This window comes from Methylobacillus glycogenes JCM 2850 (assembly GCF_000617925.1).
Taxonomy (GTDB): Bacteria; Pseudomonadota; Gammaproteobacteria; order Burkholderiales; family Methylophilaceae; genus Methylobacillus; species Methylobacillus glycogenes.
In genome coordinates this window covers 250263-267393 of sequence record NZ_BAMT01000002.1, presented here as the reverse complement: position 1 = coordinate 267393, position 17131 = coordinate 250263, and the positions used below count along the sequence as shown (strand labels likewise).

General features: G+C 53.1%; 15 protein-coding genes and 4 pseudogenes. 16 read left to right on the top strand and 3 right to left on the bottom strand.

Annotated elements, in window-relative coordinates; genetic code table 11:
- Nucleotides 1–15: 15 nt before the first annotated feature.
- From JCM2850_RS05125 to JCM2850_RS05105, 5 genes and pseudogenes are all read left to right on the top strand, one after another.
- The gene (locus tag JCM2850_RS05125; RefSeq protein WP_025870241.1) at nucleotides 16–609 is read left to right on the top strand and encodes an SIS domain-containing protein; all 594 of its coding nucleotides are present in this window, start codon (nucleotides 16–18) and stop codon (nucleotides 607–609) included.
- A 2-nt stretch (nucleotides 610–611) separates the two neighbouring features.
- Complete coding sequence (locus JCM2850_RS05120) at nucleotides 612–1181, top strand: BON domain-containing protein (protein WP_025870240.1); 570 nt, start codon at nucleotides 612–614, stop codon at nucleotides 1179–1181.
- Nucleotides 1182–1276: 95 nt separating this feature from the next.
- Nucleotides 1277–1591: a DUF3579 domain-containing protein gene (locus tag JCM2850_RS05115; RefSeq protein WP_025870238.1), complete on the top strand. Its 315-nt coding sequence runs from the start codon at nucleotides 1277–1279 to the stop codon at nucleotides 1589–1591.
- Between the two features lie 194 nt (nucleotides 1592–1785).
- Nucleotides 1786–2378: pseudogene (locus tag JCM2850_RS05110) on the top strand (cyclic-di-GMP receptor FimW-related protein); the annotation flags it as partial.
- Nucleotides 2379–2405: 27 nt separating this feature from the next.
- Nucleotides 2406–3278, top strand: a complete 873-nt coding sequence (locus tag JCM2850_RS05105) for a cyclic-di-GMP receptor FimW-related protein (protein WP_500778285.1) — start codon at nucleotides 2406–2408, stop codon at nucleotides 3276–3278.
- Between the two features lie 104 nt (nucleotides 3279–3382).
- Here the strand turns inward: JCM2850_RS05105 and JCM2850_RS05100 are convergent, their stop codons facing one another.
- Nucleotides 3383–4633 carry a sensor domain-containing phosphodiesterase gene (locus JCM2850_RS05100; protein ID WP_234406103.1) on the bottom strand — a complete coding sequence of 417 codons (1251 nt, stop codon included), beginning with the start codon at nucleotides 4631–4633 and terminating at the stop codon, nucleotides 3383–3385.
- Nucleotides 4634–4881: 248 nt separating this feature from the next.
- On the opposite strand from JCM2850_RS05100, the gene trxA reads away from it, so the two are divergent.
- The 3 genes and pseudogenes from trxA (at nucleotide 4882) to JCM2850_RS05085 (ending at nucleotide 6956) form a co-directional block, all read left to right on the top strand.
- Nucleotides 4882–5208: a thioredoxin TrxA gene (trxA, locus tag JCM2850_RS05095; protein WP_025870230.1), complete on the top strand. Its 327-nt coding sequence runs from the start codon at nucleotides 4882–4884 to the stop codon at nucleotides 5206–5208.
- A 124-nt stretch (nucleotides 5209–5332) separates the two neighbouring features.
- Nucleotides 5333–6591: pseudogene (gene rho, locus JCM2850_RS17245) on the top strand (transcription termination factor Rho).
- Between the two features lie 122 nt (nucleotides 6592–6713).
- A complete protein-coding gene (locus JCM2850_RS05085; RefSeq protein WP_025870228.1) occupies nucleotides 6714–6956 on the top strand; it encodes a type B 50S ribosomal protein L31 in 243 nt (80 codons plus the stop codon).
- A 21-nt stretch (nucleotides 6957–6977) separates the two neighbouring features.
- Here JCM2850_RS05085 and JCM2850_RS21575 read toward each other — a convergent pair whose 3' ends face one another.
- The gene (locus tag JCM2850_RS21575) at nucleotides 6978–7139 is read right to left on the bottom strand and encodes a hypothetical protein (protein ID WP_159105127.1); all 162 of its coding nucleotides are present in this window, start codon (nucleotides 7137–7139) and stop codon (nucleotides 6978–6980) included.
- Between JCM2850_RS21575 and JCM2850_RS05080 the strand changes: the two genes are divergently transcribed.
- Nucleotides 7119–8777: an ArnT family glycosyltransferase gene (locus tag JCM2850_RS05080; RefSeq protein WP_025870226.1), complete on the top strand. Its 1659-nt coding sequence runs from the start codon at nucleotides 7119–7121 to the stop codon at nucleotides 8775–8777. The genes JCM2850_RS21575 and JCM2850_RS05080 overlap by 21 nt on opposite strands.
- Before the next feature lie 38 nt (nucleotides 8778–8815).
- Here the strand turns inward: JCM2850_RS05080 and JCM2850_RS05075 are convergent, their stop codons facing one another.
- Nucleotides 8816–9163 (bottom strand): winged helix-turn-helix domain-containing protein, encoded by a 348-nt coding sequence (locus JCM2850_RS05075; RefSeq protein WP_025870224.1) that lies wholly within the window; start codon nucleotides 9161–9163, stop codon nucleotides 8816–8818.
- A 242-nt stretch (nucleotides 9164–9405) separates the two neighbouring features.
- On the opposite strand from JCM2850_RS05075, the pseudogene moaA reads away from it, so the two are divergent.
- From moaA to JCM2850_RS05040, 7 genes and pseudogenes are all read left to right on the top strand, one after another.
- A pseudogene (moaA, locus tag JCM2850_RS17240) lies at nucleotides 9406–10385 on the top strand (GTP 3',8-cyclase MoaA).
- Nucleotides 10386–10523: 138 nt separating this feature from the next.
- Nucleotides 10524–11102, top strand: a complete 579-nt coding sequence (gene mobA / locus JCM2850_RS05065) for a molybdenum cofactor guanylyltransferase MobA (RefSeq protein ID WP_025870222.1) — start codon at nucleotides 10524–10526, stop codon at nucleotides 11100–11102.
- A complete protein-coding gene (mobB, locus tag JCM2850_RS05060) occupies nucleotides 11099–11659 on the top strand; it encodes a molybdopterin-guanine dinucleotide biosynthesis protein B (protein WP_025870220.1) in 561 nt (186 codons plus the stop codon). Before mobA ends, mobB begins: the two co-directional genes overlap by 4 nt.
- Nucleotides 11656–12917 (top strand): annotated as a pseudogene (gene moeA, locus JCM2850_RS17235) (molybdopterin molybdotransferase MoeA). Before mobB ends, moeA begins: the two are co-directional and overlap by 4 nt.
- Before the next feature lie 193 nt (nucleotides 12918–13110).
- A complete protein-coding gene (locus JCM2850_RS05050) occupies nucleotides 13111–13896 on the top strand; it encodes a GntR family transcriptional regulator (protein WP_025870218.1) in 786 nt (261 codons plus the stop codon).
- A gap of 6 nt (nucleotides 13897–13902) precedes the next feature.
- On the top strand, nucleotides 13903–14865 hold the full coding sequence (locus tag JCM2850_RS05045; protein WP_025870216.1) for a PfkB family carbohydrate kinase: 963 nt from the start codon (nucleotides 13903–13905) through the stop codon (nucleotides 14863–14865).
- A gap of 119 nt (nucleotides 14866–14984) precedes the next feature.
- Nucleotides 14985–17105, top strand: a complete 2121-nt coding sequence (locus JCM2850_RS05040) for a TonB-dependent receptor family protein (RefSeq protein ID WP_025870214.1) — start codon at nucleotides 14985–14987, stop codon at nucleotides 17103–17105.
- The last annotated feature ends 26 nt before the right edge of the window (nucleotides 17106–17131 follow it).

Sequence of the window (17131 nt, the reverse complement as noted above, 5' to 3'; positions counted from 1 at the left end):
CTATGAGACACACCCATGACTGATTTACATACGCGCATCAGCGCGCAATTCGAAGAAAGCGGCAGACTGAAAATTGAACTGGCCGAACTGCTGGCCGGGCCTATTGCCCGCTCTGCCGAAATGATAGTTCAAGCCTTGCTCAGCGAAAAAAAGGTGTTGGCCTGTGGCAACGGTGGCTCAGCCTCCAGCGCACAATATTTTGCCTCACGCATGCTCAACCGCTATTACCTGGAAAGGCCAGGTTTAGCTGCAATTGCGCTACCTGCGGATATTTCCACGCTGACTTCGATTGCCAATGACAACCACTTTGAGCAAGTGTTTGCACGACAAGTCACGGCACTGGGTCATCATGGCGATATTCTGCTGGCCATGAGCACTAGTGGCAATTCTGGCAATATTCTGCAGGCCATTACTGCCGCCCGCGAAAACGGCATGCATGTGATTGCCTTCAGCGGTGGCGATGGCGGCGGCCTGGTGGAACTTCTCGGTGAAGATGATATTCATATCGGGGTACCACACGAACACCCGGCCAGAATCCAGGAAGTGTATATTCTCACCCTGCATTGCATCTGCGATGCCATAGACTGTCTTTTGTTAGGAGTAAATTAAACATGCGCATCATAAGCCCCTTGATACTGGCCCTGATTCTGAGTAGTCAGCTGACAGCCTGTTTCCCCGTTGTTGTTGGCGGTGCCGCTGCTGGCGGTGCAATGGCTGCTGACCGCAGAACATCCGGCAACTATATTGAAGACCAGAATATTGAGCTTAAGGCCAGCAAGGCCATCTCCCAGGAGTTGGGCGAAAAGAACCATATCAATGTCACCAGCTACAACCGCAACCTGCTGCTGACAGGCGAGGCCGTAGATCAGGCCAGCAAGGATATTGCCGAGAAAGCCGCTCGTAATGTTGAAAGCGTGCGCAACGTCACCAACGAGATTGTCATTGATACCAAGAGCACGCTGAGCGAGCGCAACAATGACACTTACATCACCTCCAAGGTGAAGGCGCGCATGATCAAGGAAAATCGCTTCCCCTCCAACTATGTCAAGGTCGTGACTGAAGCTACCACCGTGTTCCTGCTGGGCGTTGTTACCCACCAGGAAGCCGAAGACGCGGTAGATCTAGCCCGTAGCACCAGCGGCGTGGGCAAGGTTGTCAAAGTGTTTGAATATATAGACTAAAACTAGCTCCCGGGCCTGCGGCAATTTCAACACAGGCCCGGACATGCTGGAGATGCTACAATTCCAGCCTTAATCAGCGCTTATATGGTTATCCCATGAGTACGACAGACAAATCCGGCATCAACGAAATCATCATCCAGGGCATTACCCGCGCGGGTAAGCCATTTCGCCCCAGTGATTGGGTAGATCGTATGTGCAGCACCTACGCCAGCTTTGGTGCCGATCGCAAGCTGCGCTATTCGCCTTACCTGAAACCGCGGGTGATTGAGGGTGTGCGCTGCCTGGCGGTAGATCTTAAGCTCAGGGACACCAACCCCGAATTTAATCAGCTCATGCACTTTGCCGACGAAAACCAGTTGAGTGTACTTGATGCTGAAGGCAACAGCATCCCGGTTCCCGATCACCACTAAGCACATTGCCGCCCTCGCCCCAGCGGCCAATCGCGCTCTATCCCAATACTGGAGCCAGTTTCAATCCTATCGTCAATTACTGCGCAAAACGGTGACAAATCACTAAAGAGTAATTACCATCCTCTTATTAACTAGGGGATAAGGGGAAGATCTTGAATCTGAATGTACCGGTACTTTCGGAGCAGCCGCTGATTGTGGCCGAGACCAGACCCGCCAAGATTACCAAGTTTCTCAGCGCCCTTCCGGTCACCAATGCCCTGGAAACATCTCTAGCCCTGCAAGATGAGCTGGAGATTCTCAACCGCCAGAAAGTAGCCCCCGATACGCGGATCAAGGCACTTGAGACTTACAGACCCGCAGTCATCTCCGCCACCGAGTCCCTGGCTTCACACTACTGCACCACCGCCCTGCCTTTACCCGAGCAAGAAAAACAATACGCGGTGATCGCCAACACGCTGTGGGCAGAAATTGCTTTTGGCTATAAATTGGCCGTGATTGATCTTGAAGCCAAGCTATTCAAGTTTGGCAGCAACAAGTTATTGGCGTTAAGCTGCAGCGTGCGCTGGATGCGCTACGCATGCAAATCGTGATCTATTACGAAACCTATCGCGCCCTGCCAAGATCCTTATGGGCAGAGCTGCACCAGATTTTCAGCCTGGCACGCGCGCGCGACCTGGCAGATCAGGAAATCGATAGCGGCAGCCAAGAGCGCGAAGTTTCTATCAGCCATGTCTACAAACAAGCCCTGTTATTGAGCCTGACCGATCCGCAGCATCTTTCGCCACGCGAAATCAAACTGGTATGTGATTACATCATGCGCTTTGCGCACCTGGCGCAATTGCAGCCAGCCAACAATCTCGAAAACACTGCGGCCATTTTCCTGGTGTCTACTGGCCGCGATAAGCCACCTGTGCCCTTGAGCAAGCGCTTGCGCAATATTGATGGCGAGAATGACTTGCTGTTATTGACCATGGATGTGGCACGCCAGGTGCATCTGCATATCAAGCAGGGCCAAAGCGGACCATTCCCGCCAGGCGCAGGATTACCCGACAGTGCCAACCAGCCCAGATACCTGGACTTGCTCAATTACCTGCTCAGACATTGGGGGGCCGCACCCAAGCGAATTTACAGCCGCACGCCAAAAAATGACGGCATTGAACTGGTGATTGGCCTGCCCGCAATACATCGGGTGTTGAGCAACCAACCCGCAACGCCTAACGAGGACAATATTCCCGTCATTTCCCGCCCCTTGAGCTCGCGCTGGCAAGTGCTCAACATCAGTGCAGGGGGCATGGCCTTACGCAAATTGCCTGCGGCAGAAGTGCAAGTCCATGTTGGTGATCTGGTGTGCATCAAGATCAACCCAACTTCGCATTGGGCCCTGGGAGTACTACGCTGGGCCAACCATACCGAAAATCGTCATTTGGATATTGGCTTGCAGATGCTGGCACCCGATGCAAGCGCGATCAATGTGCACTCTGCGACGCTGACATCCGGGATTCCCATGCTCTTGCTACCAGAAATCCCCGTGATCAAGCAGACTGCTTCCCTGATTGGCAACCCTGGCAGTTATGGGCCAGCCAAGATACTGGATATTGAGCAGGAAGAGGGCATGCAGCGGATTATGATTACCCGGCTGATAGAACGCACCAACCACTTCGACCACTTCCAATTCAGCCCACTTTAAACTCAGCCACTTTAAATACTGCAAAAAATTAAACGCTAAGCAGCGAGCGCTCGAAAAAACTCATGCATGTGCACCATTAAAGTGCGCATGCATGAAGTCACGCCCTATTTTGCAACAAATCGATCTTCCACCCAGTGGATGTCAAAACACAGCACATTGACCTGGCCATTCAGCACTATGGCCATGGATAAAGTCACGCACAAAGTGCCTGTCGCAATGGAAAGATAAGGTCGCGTCATTTGTAGCGAGCCGGGGTTTTGCAGTGCTCTACGCAAATAAGGCCTTCTGGACCAGATGGCCCCTTCTGCCTCAGCCAGTGGCTGGTAGCGTAGATCTGCCACCTGCCCCTGCCTATCCACAACCGCCATGCAACTGGCACCCACCTGCACCCCTTGCTGATCCAGCATATAGCAACGGTCTGCGCCATGCAGTGTGAGTAATTTGTTATAGGCAATCTCCGGTACCACCCCAGCCTGTAGCTTGTGTACCGCATCCATAAAGGCGCCGCGATAATAAGCCTGGCATTTCTGGCTGGCATCAAGCGAGGAGGCCATTTGATATTGCTGGAACAGATTGGTGATTCTGGCGGCACCATGCTCTTCTCCCAGCAGGTTGGAAGGCATGCCAAAATAATGCCCTTGCACCAGATCAACATCAGTCTCCATCGCCACCAGCGCTTCGTCTATGGTTTCCACGCCTTCGATCAGCACCAGGCTGCCAGCCTCGTGAATCAGGGAAACAATACCGGGCAGCAGCCTTCTTGCCATGGGCTTTTGCATGGCCTGCACTATCATGGAGCGATCGAGCTTGACGATATCTGGGGCTAGCCGCCAGATGCGTTCAAAATTGGATTGCCCCGCACCAAAGTCATCAATCGCCACCAGACAGCCCAGATCCTTGTAGAAGCCCACGGATTCAGACAACTGCATTTCATCATCAATGGCACCCTCCATGATTTCCACCACCACACGCTCTGGCGGCATCTGGTTGTGTTCCAGTAATTGCTGGAAGAAAGAACCATAGTGCTTGCCCTGCACGATCACGCGCGGATCTACATTGAGAAACAGCCAACCCGCATCTTCAGTGCTCATGCTGCAATAGTTTTTCAGATGCAGCGCACGTGAAAGTCTATCCAGATGCACAATGCTGGCTTCGTCTCTCGCCAGTGAAAATATCTGGTAGGGAGAAAGTTGCCTGCGGCCTTCTGAAGCGCGCAGCAAGCCCTCGTAGCCGACAATGCGGCAGTGCGACAAGCTGTAAATAGGCTGAAAGGCGCTATGTAATTTGAAACCCTCATAATGGGAAAACACCTTGCCATTAGCACCGGGTTCAGCCTTGAACTGGAATGCGTCCAAAATTTTCTCCATCATCCTGCATTCGCATAGAACTGGTCATCACGCATCATATCCAGCCATCGTTTCATCAAAAATCAATGCTGCTCTGCAATATCCATGCCTGCATACAAGACTTCACTTGAGAGATTTTTTTCGCTAGGATAACGGAATTGCCTGTCTGCCGCCCTGGCTAACCCAGGCTCTTTGCTGGCAATGCCACAGCAGCACGGCGTAAATATCCATTTTCTAGCCATTTTCTAGAGGTTCACATGAGCGAACATATTACCCATATCAGCGACGACAATTTCGACCAGGAAGTCCTGCAATCACAGGTTCCCGTACTGGTAGATTACTGGGCGGAGTGGTGTGGCCCTTGCAAAATGATCGCTCCCATTCTGGACGAGATTTCCAAAGAGTACGCTGGTCGCCTCAAGATTGCGAAGCTCAACATTGACGACAACCAGAACACACCACCCAAGTATGGCATTCGCGGTATTCCTACCCTGATGCTGTTCAAGAACGGTAATGTCGAAGCCACCAAGGTAGGCGCACTGTCCAAATCGCAACTGACCGCTTTCATTGACAGCAATATTTAATAACGCTACCCTGACGCCAGGTTCCTTCCCGGATCATTCCTGATTCCAGTTCCGGGGCCCTGGCGCCCACACCTTCAAATCAATCCCCGTTTTCCGCTTTGCTTCGACCCAACGAGCCCTCCCTATGCACTTATCCGACCTAAAGCACCTTCCTGTCACTGAACTAGTCGAGATGGCCATTGCCAACGAGATTGAGGGTGCCAGCCGCATACGCAAGCAAGACCTGATCTTTGCCATTCTCAAGAACAAGGCCAAGAAGGGTGACAGCATCTACGGTGACGGTACTCTGGAAGTGCTGCAGGATGGTTTTGGTTTCCTGCGTTCACCAGATACTTCCTATCTGGCCGGGCCGGATGACATTTATGTCTCCCCTTCCCAGATTCGCCGCTTCAATCTGCATACTGGCGACACCATACAAGGCGAGATTCGCACACCCAAGGATGGCGAGCGTTATTTCGCACTGGTCAAGGTAGATAGCGTCAACGGCGAAGCCCCGGAAAACAGCAAGCACAAGATACTGTTTGAAAACCTCACCCCATTGTTCCCGACCAAGCCACTAGTGCTTGAACGTGACATCCGTGGTGAAGAAAACATCACAGGCCGCGTCATCGACATGATTGCGCCTATAGCAAGGGCCAGCGCGCACTGCTGGTAGCCCCGCCCAAATCCGGTAAAACCGTGATGATGCAGCATATCGCCCATGCGATTACCGCCAACCATCCCGATGTTGTACTCATCGTTTTGATGATAGACGAGCGCCCGGAAGAAGTAACAGAAATGACGCGCTCTGTGCGTGGCGAAGTAGTGGCATCGACTTTCGATGAACCTGCCACCCGTCACGTACAAGTCGCAGAAATGGTGCTGGAAAAAGCCAAGCGTCTGGTTGAGCACAAAAAAGACGTGGTTATCCTGCTGGACTCCATTACCCGACTGGCCCGCGCCTACAACACCGTAGTTCCTGCTTCTGGCAAGGTGCTGACGGGTGGTGTGGATGCCAATGCCCTGCAACGCCCCAAGCGCTTCTTTGGCGCGGCGCGTAATATTGAAGAAGGTGGCTCACTCACCATCATAGGTACGGCCCTGGTCGATACTGGCTCACGCATGGATGATGTGATCTACGAAGAATTCAAGGGTACTGGTAATTCCGAGCTACATCTGGATAGACGCATGACTGAAAAGCGCATCTACCCTGCCATCAACGTCAACAAGTCTGGCACCCGCCGTGAAGAACTGCTGATAGAAAAAGACGTGCTGCAAAAAATCTGGGTGCTGCGTAAACTGCTGTACCCCATGGACGACCTTGAGGCGATGGAATTCCTGCTCGACAAGCTCAAGGCCACCAAGAACAACGCCGACTTCTTCGACTCCATGCGCAGAGGCTAAGCCATTCAACAGTCTTGCAATTTATTGACAGGCTTACTATAATCCCGGTCTTTCCGCAATTGGCGGAACCCGTACACATCTATACACCCGCCGCACAAACCGGCAAAACTGAGGCAAACACTATGAAACCCGGCATTCATCCAGAATATCGTGAAGTTGTATTCCAAGACATCGGTGCTGATTTCAGCTTCGTAACCCGCTCCACTATTGCAGCTAAAGAAACCATCAAGTGGACAGACGGTAAGGAATACCCACTGATCAAGATCGAAGTTTCTTCCCAGTCCCATCCTTTCTACACTGGTAAGCAGAAGATTCTTGATACTGCTGGTCGTGTTGAGAAGTTCCGTCAAAAATACGGCATGTAAGCTATCAACGCTTATTTTTGATCAAAAGGCAGCCTGGGCTGCCTTTTTTGTTTTTTCTGGGATTTGTTTTATACAATATCCCCAGGCTGCACCAGCCACCCTGATATTGCCAGTAATAAACGGGATTGGCGTTTGAACAAAACCGAATAAAAAAGGATTTCCATGGCATTTGAGCTTGAGCATGATTGGCAGGCACACCTGGCCACCCCGCGTGCGCGCGTTGGTGAAAGGGCCAAGACACACCTGCTGCTGCTGCTCTGCATTGCCTGGATTTTCGTTGGCCTGATTGGCCATGAACCCTGGAAACCAGACGAGGCGCAAACCATCAGCATCGTCAAGCATATGACCCAGGGTGAGCACCTATTGACGCCAATTGCCGCTGGTCAACATGGCATAGAGTATCCACCACTGTACTACTGGAGTGCGGCCGCCAGTGCCAAGCTATTCTCCGCCATTCTGCCCATGCACGATGGCGCTAGGCTGATCAATAGCCTATGGATGGCTATCACCCTGCTGATGGTGGGTATGCTGGGGCGTGAGCTTTGGGGCGTGGGCATAGGCAGGCAGATTACCTTTATTTTCATTGCCTCCATTGGCCTGGTAGCTTCTGCGCACTTATTGATGCCCCAGGTCGCTGGCCTGGCCGGGCTGGCCATGGCGCTGTATGCCCTGGCACTCGCCAAGCGCCGCCCCTTCCGTGCCGCGGCTTTGCTTGGCAGTGGCATAGGTCTGAGTTTTCTCGCAACCGGGCCTGCTAGTGCTTTAATCGTCATCCTGACCATGGCTTTATTGCCTGCACTATTCAGCCAATGGCGCAGCAAGAGCTTTGCCATCGTGAGTGGCCTGAGCCTGTTAGTGGCCAGCCCCTGGCTAGTGATCTGGCCCTTGCTGATGTCTTATTACGAGCCTGCGCAGCTAAGCCTGTGGTGGCAAACGCTGCTGGCCGGGCCTGCCACCATTAATCACCTCTATATCAGCCGCACCTTGCTATGGTTCTCCTGGCCTGCCTTGCCCATAGCAGCCTGGGGTGCCTGGCGCTACCGCGCTGTGCTGCTGCAAAAACCCAAGCTGCAACTGCTGTTGGTGTTCTTTTTTGTCAGCCTGTTGCTCATAGGCTTTGCCTTCGAGCGCCGTGAAATTCAAATCCTGCCCTTGTTATTGCCACTTGCGGCCCTGGCTGGCGGCAGCGTAGAAACGCTCAAGCGCGGAGCAGCGGGTGCACTGGACTGGTTTGGCATGTTGCTGTTTGGCCTCATGGGCTCCTTGATTTGGTTGGGATGGTTTGCCATGTTGACTGGCAAGCCAGCCAAAATTGCAGAGCGTATGCAGTTCCTCGCCGCCACGCAGGAAGCTCATCTGAACTTCCCGGCTCTGGCTGCCGGGCTGACGGTCACCATTATCTGGTTATTTGTCATTGCCAACAGCAAACGCTCCAACCGTGGTGCCATTACCAACTGGGCCGTGGGCATGACCATGGCATGGGGTTTGTTGATGAGTCTGTGGTTACCCTGGATAGACAATGCACGTGGCTACAAACATGTGATGAAGCCGCTGCAGCAAGCCATGCCAGCCGGGCAGCACTGCATCAACAGCTATGGCGTGGGTCTGGCGCAGACGGCACTGCTAGACTATTACACTGGCTTACGTCTACAGCCGCAGGCCAGCCTCAACGCCGCCAAACCGCAGTGTAAGTTGTATTTGATTCAGGAAGACCGCAGCCACCCCAGCATGACGCCGGGGCCAGAATGGCAGTTACTATGGTCTGGCAGTCGGGCGATGGATAGACGAGAAAGCTTCCGCCTATTTATCAGGCAAGAATAAGCTTTAGGGTGATGGATGGCTGCGCACGCAGCTAGGCACTAAACAGGCTGAAGCAATGCTGAGAGCGCCTGAGCCTCAGACGCTATGCTTTGACTGGCGATCTGCTCCAGCTGCCGATAGCGTTCAAGCACTTCCTGGCCAAATTCAGTTACCTTGGCACCCCCGCCATGGCTACCTCCCGTTGCGGTAGACACCAGGGGCTGACGGAAGCTTTTGTTCATGGCATCTACCAGATCCCAGGCGCGCTTATATGACATGCCCATTTCACGCGCACCTGCGGAGATTGATCCGCTACGGCCTATCGCTTCCAGCAGATCGGCCTTGCCTGGGCCTATGGCCACAAGATGTTGATGCGGCAAACGAATTTTGATGCTGATAGTACTCATAGTGGAATTTCCAGATAGCAAGTCAGTCAGAACAGGTATGGCAGTTCAAAAGCATGGTTCAGGCATTGTTTATACTAGAAGCTAGACTTACAATCCAGTTTCTTTGAGCAATCCAGCCTCTTTGCAATCCAGCTTCTTTAAAGCATTGCGGCTTGTATCATAGGCAATCACCCCCATATTTACCTAACACCCTGAGGCGTTATTTCTAACCATACCATGCTTACACCGAGCAAGCTCATCAACTGATAGACCAGTTTGGTCGACGGGTTGATTACATCCGGCTTTCCATTACGGATCGCTGCGATTTCCGCTGCGTGTATTGCATGAGTGAAGACATGAGCTTTTTGCCCAGGGAAGAAGTATTAACGCTGGAAGAATGTGCGCGCCTGGTCAAAGTATTTGTGGCACTGGGCGTCAGCAAGGTACGTATTACCGGGGGTGAGCCCTTGGTGCGTAAGAATGCTTTGTCCCTGTTTGAAGAGATTGGGCATTTACCGGGTTTGAAAGAACTGGTGATGACCACCAACGGCTCGCAACTTGAGCATTTTGCCCAGCCACTGAAACAGGCCGGACTCAGCCGCATCAATATCAGCGTCGATAGTCTGGACCCAGAACGCTTTCGCAAGATTACCCGCGTCGGTGACTTGAGCAAGGTCTTGCGCGGCATAGAGGCGGCTCAGGCCGCAGGCTTTGCCAATATCAAGCTGAATACGGTATTGATGCGTGGCATCAATGATGATGAAGCGATTCCGCTGGTTGACTTTGCCATCGCCCAGGGGCTGGATATCGCCTTTATTGAGGAAATGCCGCTGGGTGCAGTCGATCATCAGCGTGATTCGACCTATGTCAGCAACCAGGCCACACTCAAGCTGTTGCAAGGCCATTTCCCCTTGATCAGCAGTGCTGAGAGCACAGGCGGCCCGGCCAAGTACTGGCGGGTAGCGCATGCCAACACCCGCATAGGTTTATTTCTCCGCATAGCCATAATTTCTGTGAGGCCTGCAACCGCGTGCGTATCACCTGCAAAGGTGAGCTTTATCTATGCCTGGGACAGGAAGATCGCGTAGACCTCATGCCTTTGCTGCGCGCTTATCCTAACGACGATACGCCTTTGATAGAGGCCATTTTGGCTTCCATGCGAGTCAAGCCCAAGGGTCACGATTTTGATTTGCAGCGCCAGGCCCCAGCGGTGATACGCTTTATGTCGCAAACTGGTGGCTAGCTATTTGCGCACAATGCGCACCACCCGACAATTACCATTGTCCCGCTATAGCCCCTCACTGAATTCAAGTAAAATTTAGCTTTTCAATTTCTGGTGGCAAGCGCTAGCTGACATTCCACCGATAAAGTGACCAAATTTATGAGCATCACTGGCATCGTCCTGGCAGGTGGCCAGGGCAAACGCATGGGCGGACAAGATAAAGGCTGGGTGAATTTCCAGGGCCAAGCCATGATTTCCCACGTGCTGCAACGCCTGAGCCCGCAAGTGGATGAAATCCTCATCAGCGCCAATCGTGAGCTGGCGCAATATCAGCAACTAGGTTACCCGGTGATAGAAGATGCCATCAGCGGCTTTGCCGGGCCACTGGCTGGCCTGCATGCAGGCTTGCAGCAGGCTAGCCACCCTTATGTATTGACCGTGCCCTGTGATTCCCCGCTGTTGCCGCCGCAATTGGCCAAGAGGCTGATGAATGGCTTGATTGAGCGGGATGCCGATCTGGCGTTTGCCAAAACCGGGCAGCAAAATCACCCGGTATTCTGTCTGTGCCGCCGTTCATTGCTGCCCGGGCTTGAACAATACCTGCAAGCAGGTGGGCGCAAAGTGGGTGACTGGATGGCAACGCTGGATACGGTGGCCGTCTCATTCACCGACCAGGCCCTGGCTTTTGCCAACATCAACACCCCGGAAGAACTGCAGTGGCTGGAACAGGCCGCGTGACCTCGGCATCCGCAACCCTGCCGTATCCCCGCCCAGTGCTGGGCATATGCGCTTATGGCAGCGGCTCAGGCAAGACCACTTTATTGACCCAACTGATTCCAGCGCTACAGCAGCGTGGCATCAGGCTTTCCATGATCAAGCATGCCCATCACCAGTTTGATGTGGACAAGCCGGGCAAGGATAGTTATCGCCTGCGTGAAGCAGGCGCAGTGCAAACCCTGGTAGGCTCGGATATACGCTGGGCCTTGATGACAGAACGCCAGCGCCTGCCCAACCCTGCCGCCGAGGTCAGCCTGGCTGAGCTGCTGCCACAGCTGGATGCTTCGGCAATAGACCTGGTGCTGGTAGAAGGTTTCAAGCAGGCAGATATTGCCAAGATCGAGGTGCACCGCCCTAGCTTGGGCTATCCGCTACTGGCCAGCACCGACAGCAGCATCATGGCCATCGCCAGCGACGTAGCGCTCGCTGAAACCAGCGCCATACCCCGGCTAGACCTCAACGACCCAGCGGCAATCGCTGACTATATTTTGCAATGGATGCAAGGCCAAACATCATGACACGCGCCACATTAAACCAGCTTATTAGCTGCCAGGACGATTACGACCCTAACTCTTTGCCTGTGCTACAGGCCAGAAAGTTGATCCGCGATTACCTGCAGCCCATACAACGCACGGAAAAACTGGCTCTGAAGAGCGCGCTAGGCCGTGTGCTTGCCAGCGATATTCTTTCGCCGCACAACGTGCCCAGCCACGACAACTCGGCCATGGATGGTTTTGCCCTGCACAGCCGCGATATAGGCAACGCCAGCCTGACTATTGTCGGCACTGCTTATGCTGGCCGACCTTACACAGGCACCCTGCAAGCCGGGCAATGCATCCGCATCATGACGGGGGCGGTAATTCCCGAGGGGGCAGACACCGTCATCATGCAGGAGCGTACCGAAGTGACAGGCGACACGCTCAGCATCGTTGAGCAGCCCAAACCCCAAGCCAATGTGCGCTACGCAGGTGAAGACATAGGCGCAGGACAAGCGGTGTTTGCACCTGGCCGCATGCTGCGCGCCGCTGATCTGGGGTTGATAGCCTCGCTAGGTATAGGCGAGGTGGAGGTATACCGCAAACTGCGTGTGGCATTCTTTTCCACGGGCGATGAGCTGGTCAGCATAGGGCAAACCCTGCAACAGGGTCAGATTTACGACAGCAATCGCTACACCCTGCATGGCATGCTGGAACGCCTGGGTGTGGACGTGATAGACCTGGGCGTGGTCGGTGACGACCCCGCGCAGTTGGAAGCTACCTTGCTGCATGCCTCTACCGTGGCGGATGTGGTGCTGACCAGTGGTGGCGTATCGGTAGGTGAAGCCGATTTCATGAAACAGATTCTGGAAAAACTAGGCCAGGTGGTGTTCTGGAAAATCGCCATGAAGCCAGGTCGACCACTGGCTACGGCAAAGTGGGTAATGCGCATTACTTTGGCTTGCCTGGCAACCCGGTGGCGGTGATGGTGACTTTCTATCAGTTTGTGCGCGAGGCATTGCTGCATCTTATGGGCCAAACACCCCTGCCCAGCCAGCCATTGTTCAAGGCCATCTGTGTAGAACCGATACGCAAGCTGGCTGGCCGTACAGAGTTTCAGCGCGGCATCTTGTTTGCCGATGAAGACGGTCACTGGCAAGTACGCCCCACTGGCAATCAAGGCTCAGGCATTCTGCGCTCAATGTCTGAGGCCAATTGCTTTATTGTGCTGGAAGATGCAGTAGGCAATTTACCTGCTGGCACTGAAGTCCAGGTGCAAGTGCTGGAAGGGATTATTTAAACCGCATTCAGGCCAGGCGCTATGCAGATTTTTAATCCCACCTGCATAGCCACTCTTGATCGCCGCCAATACAGGGCTTGGTCTGGTTGCGCAGTGCTGCAAGACAAAAAATAAGTACGCTCATGTCACTAGTGCCTCCACATTCCTGTTGGACACATGGGAGTCAGGACGTTACTATGCATTGGAATTTTAGTTGCCACGTCTGTCACCATTGAAAAACGCCAAAGCTCACGCCAGCACCATCCCCAGCCTGATCACCCTGAACAAAGACGCTCCTGAGCCTCTGTACGCGCAGCTGTTCCAGCAACTTGAAACCCTGATTCTTCAGGGCGATATCAAACCGGGCACACAGCTACCGACAGAAACCGTATTCTCTGAAACCCTAGGTGTCAGCAAGATCACCATCAAGCGCGGCTATATGGAGCTACGCAACCGCAAGCTGATTACCAGCAATCGCAAGGGCGGCACCACGGTACTGACGCCAGGGCGGCTAGACACCCATATGTTCAAGCTGCGGGGCTTTACCCAGGAAATGCAGGAGCTGGGAATGAAGCCTTCCACCCGCATTCTTGACCAAGCCATTATCAATGACAGAGGCATGGCCTCCATGTTTGGCCTTAACTCCAACTCATCGCTGCTAAAGCTGGAGCGTATACGCTGTGGTGACGATAAGCCCTTATCGCACGAGGTTGCCTGGTACAACCTGCATCACCTGCCAGAGCTGGCCACGGCTGATTTACAAGGCTCGGTGTATCAGGTCATCAATCAAAAGTGTCAGCACCCGTTGGACTGGTGTGAACAAACCGTAGAGGCCGTGCTTTCCAATGATATTGAAAACCAGGCCTTTGGCTTCACCAGCCCTCAGCCCTGCCTGCTGATCAAGCGCCGTAGCTATTCGCCAGATGGCATATTGCTGGAATATGTCGAAGGTACTTTCCGTGGTGACGCCTACGCCTATCGCGTCAAAATGAAGGGATAACACCCAATGCTATCAAGCTTCAAGCCCAACCCTGCCCCGGCATTTGTGCTTGCCAGCTTGATGATGGCGCAAATTTACTTTGTCAGGCGCTTCCCCCAGCCCGGCGAATCGTTACAGGCCCTGGACTTGTACTGCGAAACTGGCGGCAAAGGTTTAAATGTGTTGCTGGGCCTGCACAAGCTGGGCATACCGCTCCATGGCTTGATCCCTTGTGGCACTACCCCACTCTCGCAACATCAGTGCCAGGATATTCTCAGCCTGCATCAATTGACGCATATCAACCGTGTGACCGTGGGGGAATATAACGGCCACGGCGTAGCACTCATCGATGAGGCAGGCCAAAACCAGATTACCGTGCATGCAGGCGCCAATGCCCTGCTGACGGCTGAGCATATTCAACCCCAGACTAGCGCCATACAACAGGCCAGCCTGGTGTATGCCAGCTTTGAATCATCAGAGACAGCGATTTGCGCGGCCTTTACCCTGGCACAAGCCGCAGGCCGCCTGACCGTACTCAACCCTTCCCCATTCAAACCCCTCACACCCAGCATGCTTGCGCTCAGCGATGTGCTGATCATGAACCAGAGCGAAGCCGCAGCCTGGCTGCAAGTCGATCAATCTGCCTTGGCTACGCGCCAAGCTGCCCAACATGTGCTGCATGAACTGCAATTCACCCAGCGCTACCCAGGCAAATCTCTGATTCTGACCCTGGGTGACCAGGGTGCCATCGCCTTGCTGGATGACGGCAGCTGGCATGAGCATGCGGCTTATAGCACCACAGTGGTAGACAGCCTGGGCGCAGGTGACGCCTTTGCCAGCGCCCTGCTGGCCAGCCTGCTGCAATCTTCTGACCTCACACGCGCCCTAGAGCATGGCTGTGCCAGCGCCAGCCTGTTGATACGCCAGCGCGGCGTGATAGACAACCTGCCCACGCCCACCTCGCTGCAAACCTTTATCTCAGCGCAGTAGCGCTTTAGTGACAAGCTAACAGCGCAAATTAATGATTATCCTGATGGTCAGCCGCCGCTGATTCGCTTATGCTCGGCGCCTTTACCAATAAGTGTCTAAGAAAGTAGCGGGGAGCCAGCATGAACACATTCCACCTCAAACTCATTCCACTGGCTGTGCTCAGTGTCTGGCCTTATGCCAGCGCCATGGCAGAAGAAGGCGCTGCAGATAATAAAGAATCCCTGCAAGTTGTCTCCCCGGTGGTGGTCACCGCCACGCGCGCAGCGCAAAAAAGCTTTGATCTGCCTGTGGCAATTGATGTGGTGACCAAGGAAAACATTCAGGATGGCCAGGCACAAATGACGCTTTCAGAAAGCCTGATTCGTGTGCCCGGCATTACGGCGCAAAACCGTACCCAGATGTCACAAGACCCACAAATTTCTACACGCGGCTTTGGTGCACGTTCATCATTTGGCGTGCGGGGTATCAGGCTGTATGTTGATGGGATTCCCCTCACCTATCCTGATGGTAGTGGTCAGCCAGGAAGTGTAGATCTCGGTTCCATGCAAAGCATTGAAGTCATGCGTGGTCCTTTCTCCGCACTCTATGGCAACTCATCTGGCGGCGTGGTGCAGCTATTTACAGAAAATGCTCCACAAGGCCATGAACTGTCGGCAGGAGTTCTGTTCGGCAGCTATGACACAAGACGTGAAAACGTGCGTGCTGCTGGTAATGCCGATGGTCTGGAATACTTGATCAACTACTCCAACTATTCCTCCGATGGCTATCGTGATCACAGCAGTAACAAAAAAGAGCAAGGTACAGCCAAGTTCCGCTTCAATCTCAATGAAGATACCAAACTTACTACCTTAATCAATTGGTTCGACCAAGAAGCCGATGATCCCTTGGGACTACAACTAGCTGAAGTACGTGCTGATCGCAAACAGGCTGCAGCAAGTGCACTGCGCGCCAATACGCGTGTATCGCGCAGTCAAACTCAGGTTGGATTTAACCTTGAGCATAAAATCAACGAGAACAATTCGATCAACCTGATTTCCTATGTAGGTAATCGCAAGAATGAGCAATACCTTTCCATCAGCCAAACCACAGGCGCAGGCCGTGCCAGCTCGATTGATAGAGAATTCTGGGGTACAGATTTGCGCTGGAATAATCAAGGCCAGCTACTCAATCGTCCATATACACTGAGCTTGGGTTTGACCTATGCCAAGATGACTGATGACCGCATGGACATTGGTGCTAGCAATGGCATTAAGACAACTGCGCTGAATCGCGACGAAGAAAACATCGCCACCAATTCCGATAAATATGTGCAAGGACAATGGTCGGTATTGGATAACCTTGATTTGCACCTGGGTGCACGGAGAACCAAGGTCAAACTGGAAGTGAATGATAACTTTGTTACTGGCACTGGCTCAAACGGAGACAATGGCGGCAGCGTGACATATGAGAAAACCACTCCAGTAGTGGGTGCGGTGTGGAAGGTAACGCCTACCTGGAATATTTATGCCAACTACGGCAAAGGCTTTGAAACACCGACCTTCATTGAAGCAGCTTATGCTACCGTATCACCGATTACCGGCCCCAATTTGCGCCTCAAGCCAAGTGAAAGCCGTAATCTTGAAGTCGGCACCAAGGTCTTCCTGGGGAGCAATAGCATTGCCAACCTAACCCTGTTCCATGTGCGCACCGATGATGAAATTGTGGTTCAGCAGAATCTGAACAACAACGTCACTTATATGAACGCCAGCAAGACCAGACGTAATGGTGCCGAATTCTCGATTGAGTCCAAATTCGAGAACAACATTTCCTTATTTGGCTCCTACACATTGTTGGATGCCAAGTTTGATGACAGTTACAGCTATACAGTCAATGGCGCTTCTCGCACAGTGGCTTCTGGCAACTATATCCCGGGCACATATCGTTCACAGATTTATGGTGAAGTTGCTTGGAGGCACCAAGCCAGTGGCTTTAACACAGCTTTCGAAGGCCGTCGCAATAGTCAGGTGTATACCGACGATCTGAACTCAGCGTCTGCCAATTCCTATACCATCTTCAATATTCGCGCTGGCTTCCAGCAGAAACTAGAGCACTGGCGCTTTAGCGAATATGTGCGTGTAGAGAATATCTTCGACAAGGAATACATAGGTTCAGTACGAGTTAATGATAACAATGGCCGCTACTATGAACCTTCTGCTGGTCGTAACTGGCTGATGGGTCTGAACGCGACTTATATGTTCTAAACTGCAGCGTTTTTAGGCGTTCAAAT

Coding starts and splice junctions, on each gene's coding strand:
- JCM2850_RS05125 (WP_025870241.1), top strand. CDS start 16: ATGACTGATTTACATACGCGCATCAGCGCGCAATTCGAAGAAAGCGGC.
- JCM2850_RS05120 (WP_025870240.1), top strand. CDS start 612: ATGCGCATCATAAGCCCCTTGATACTGGCCCTGATTCTGAGTAGTCAG.
- JCM2850_RS05115 (WP_025870238.1), top strand. CDS start 1,277: ATGAGTACGACAGACAAATCCGGCATCAACGAAATCATCATCCAGGGC.
- JCM2850_RS05105 (WP_500778285.1), top strand. CDS start 2,406: ATGCGCTTTGCGCACCTGGCGCAATTGCAGCCAGCCAACAATCTCGAA.
- trxA (WP_025870230.1), top strand. CDS start 4,882: ATGAGCGAACATATTACCCATATCAGCGACGACAATTTCGACCAGGAA.
- JCM2850_RS05085 (WP_025870228.1), top strand. CDS start 6,714: ATGAAACCCGGCATTCATCCAGAATATCGTGAAGTTGTATTCCAAGAC.
- JCM2850_RS05080 (WP_025870226.1), top strand. CDS start 7,119: ATGGCATTTGAGCTTGAGCATGATTGGCAGGCACACCTGGCCACCCCG.
- JCM2850_RS21575 (WP_159105127.1), bottom strand. CDS start 7,139: ATGCTCAAGCTCAAATGCCATGGAAATCCTTTTTTATTCGGTTTTGTT.
- JCM2850_RS05075 (WP_025870224.1), bottom strand. CDS start 9,163: ATGAGTACTATCAGCATCAAAATTCGTTTGCCGCATCAACATCTTGTG.
- mobA (WP_025870222.1), top strand. CDS start 10,524: ATGAGCATCACTGGCATCGTCCTGGCAGGTGGCCAGGGCAAACGCATG.
- JCM2850_RS05045 (WP_025870216.1), top strand. CDS start 13,903: ATGCTATCAAGCTTCAAGCCCAACCCTGCCCCGGCATTTGTGCTTGCC.
- JCM2850_RS05040 (WP_025870214.1), top strand. CDS start 14,985: ATGAACACATTCCACCTCAAACTCATTCCACTGGCTGTGCTCAGTGTC.